The sequence below is a fragment of the uncultured Campylobacter sp. genome (assembly GCF_938031315.1).
Lineage (GTDB): Bacteria > Campylobacterota > Campylobacteria > Campylobacterales > Campylobacteraceae > Campylobacter_B.
Window position 1 is genome coordinate 1 of record NZ_CALHHT010000017.1, and the last position, 2,289, is coordinate 2,289.

Sequence of the window (2,289 nt, forward strand, 5' to 3'; positions counted from 1 at the left end):
CAATCGTGCGCAGACGGCATCGGTATTCGGTCAGATCATCTATCCGATCACGAGTAAATTTGACGCTACGCTTGGCGGCAGGTATCAGCAGATCAGAAAACACACAAAGGTCGATTACTTTTCATACGAGTTGGGACACAATCCCGGTGCGCCCGCGTTTTCGATGGACGAAAAAGCGACATTTAGGACGTTTTTGCCAAAAATCGCACTTGGATACGATATCACCGACGAGCTAAATATTTACGCGATGTATTCAAAGGGCTATCTAGCTGGCGGCTTTAATTTCTACACCACCGGCGGCAGCAGGGAGGATAATAAATTTGACGCACAAACAAGCGATGATTACGAGATCGGCGTAAAGGGTTCGTATGAGAGCTTTAGATTTTCTACCGCGCTATTTTATATGGACATCAAGGGCACGCATATATTTTATACCGACCCCAATAACCCCAACATCTACTCGACCGCAAACGCCGATAAATCAAAATCTATGGGTGTGGAATTTGAAGGCGTCGCAAAAGCGAGCAAGGAGCTTGATATAAATTTAGCCGCAAGTCTGCTAAAGACCAAATACGGAGATTACATCAACAAAGACGGCACGAATAATAAGGGCAATAAAATCGAGAAAAACCCCGAGTATAAGCTCTCTTTGGGCGCGTCATACTACGCTCCGATGGGAATTTATACAAGACTGGACGGAAATATGATAGGCAAGACCTACTTCGATGCTCAAAATAAGCTAGCCCAAAAGAGCTATTTTACGGCGGATGCAAAAGTAGGCTACCTAAAAGATGGCTTTGACGTGTATTTTTACGTCAAAAATTTGACCGACAAAGAGTATTTCTCGCACATACGCGACAGAGCGAGTAATGTCTTGATCACCTATGGCAAAGGCAGAACGCTCGGCGTCGGCGTAAGATATAGTTTTTAAATTTAGTAAATTTTATTAAAGGAAAGGATGAAAAATGAGGAAAAGTTTAGCTGTATTGGCAGTTTTAGGTGCATTTAGCGTAGCTGGCGCGCATGATTTTTGGCTTGCGGGTCAAAATGACGACAAACTGAGGGTTCAGATCGGATTTGGAGATGGATTTGCCACGTGCGAGCCGATTGATAAGCAGAGGGAGAATAATTTTGAAATCCCCGTAGTCATAGATAAAAACGGCAAAAAAATCGAGCTAAAGCGCACGAGCGAAAACTATAAATTTGAGGGCGAAAAGCAGCCAGAAGGCGTCTATATTATTACCGGGCAATATAAACCGACCTTTTGGACCGAGGATAAAAGCGGCAAATGGCATATGGGCGGCACGAAAGATACGATCAAAGACGCGAAATTTTGCCGTCGCGCCACTATGCTCGCAAAGGGCGTCATCAATACGCAGGCGGGCGATCTGATAACCAAGCCGGTAGGCGAGCGCTTAGAGATCGTGCCTTTGGAAAATCCGGCAAATTTCAAAGCCAATAAGCCATTTAAGATCAAAGTCTTGTTTGAGGGCAAACCGCTCGCAGAAACTGCAGTAGAAGGCGCGCCGGATGGATTTTTAGAAGATATGAGCGCGTTTTATGGCATGACCGACGATAAGGGCGAAATCGAAGTCTTGGCTCTAAAGCCCGGACCATGGATACTCAAAGCGAGAAATAAGCTTGCATTTTCAGATCCGAAAAAATGCGACGAAGAGACGATCATCGCGTCTTTTGCTTTTGAGGTAAAATAAAATTCGATCAATTCGATCCTTAAATTTAAAGTCTCTTGCGTTTGAAATTCAAATTTTAAAGCGCGAGGGATTAAATTTTAACTAGAGCATCTGCCGATTAGCGGTGGATGACTATCTAGCAAACGCCCTCTTTCGCCAAATGTCGCAAATTCTAAAATCGGCGTGAGATTTCAAAATTTGGATAAATTTAGCAATACGCAGTTTCTAAATTTATCTAAATTTCAAACCCCGCAAGTATAATCCGCCATAAATTTTAAAAATCCAAAGGCAAAAAATGAAGCGCAACACTTTAGACGCCATAAAATTCCGCGGCATAACCTCTAGCGTTTTATCGATCTGCTGTTATCTGATCATTTGGGCTTGTTGCGAGCTTTTGCGCGATATTACGATGATTGGATTTTTTACCGCCGCAGCCGTAATCGTCGCCGTGATTTTTACTTCGATGGTCTTTAAGCTCTCCGCGACCAAAATGATCTCTGATATCTCCGATAGTAAGGTCTTTAGGGCGTATTTAATTAACTTTATCGCCCGAGTGCTTTGGACTATCGTATTTATTTAGCCTTTACCATACTCTATG

The 2,289-nt window shown here is 43.3% G+C and carries 3 protein-coding genes; all 3 read left to right on the forward strand.

What is annotated here, in order from left to right:
- The coding region (locus tag Q0236_RS00425) for a TonB-dependent receptor (RefSeq protein WP_297913709.1) at positions 1–931 on the forward strand (931 nt) is incomplete at its 5' end.
- A gap of 34 nt (positions 932–965) precedes the next feature.
- Positions 966–1,712 (forward strand): DUF4198 domain-containing protein, encoded by a 747-nt coding sequence (locus tag Q0236_RS00430; protein WP_297913712.1) that lies wholly within the window; start codon positions 966–968, stop codon positions 1,710–1,712.
- Between the two features lie 274 nt (positions 1,713–1,986).
- Positions 1,987–2,271 carry a hypothetical protein gene (locus Q0236_RS00435; RefSeq protein ID WP_297913715.1) on the forward strand — a complete coding sequence of 95 codons (285 nt, stop codon included), beginning with the start codon at positions 1,987–1,989 and terminating at the stop codon, positions 2,269–2,271.
- The last annotated feature ends 18 nt before the right edge of the window (positions 2,272–2,289 follow it).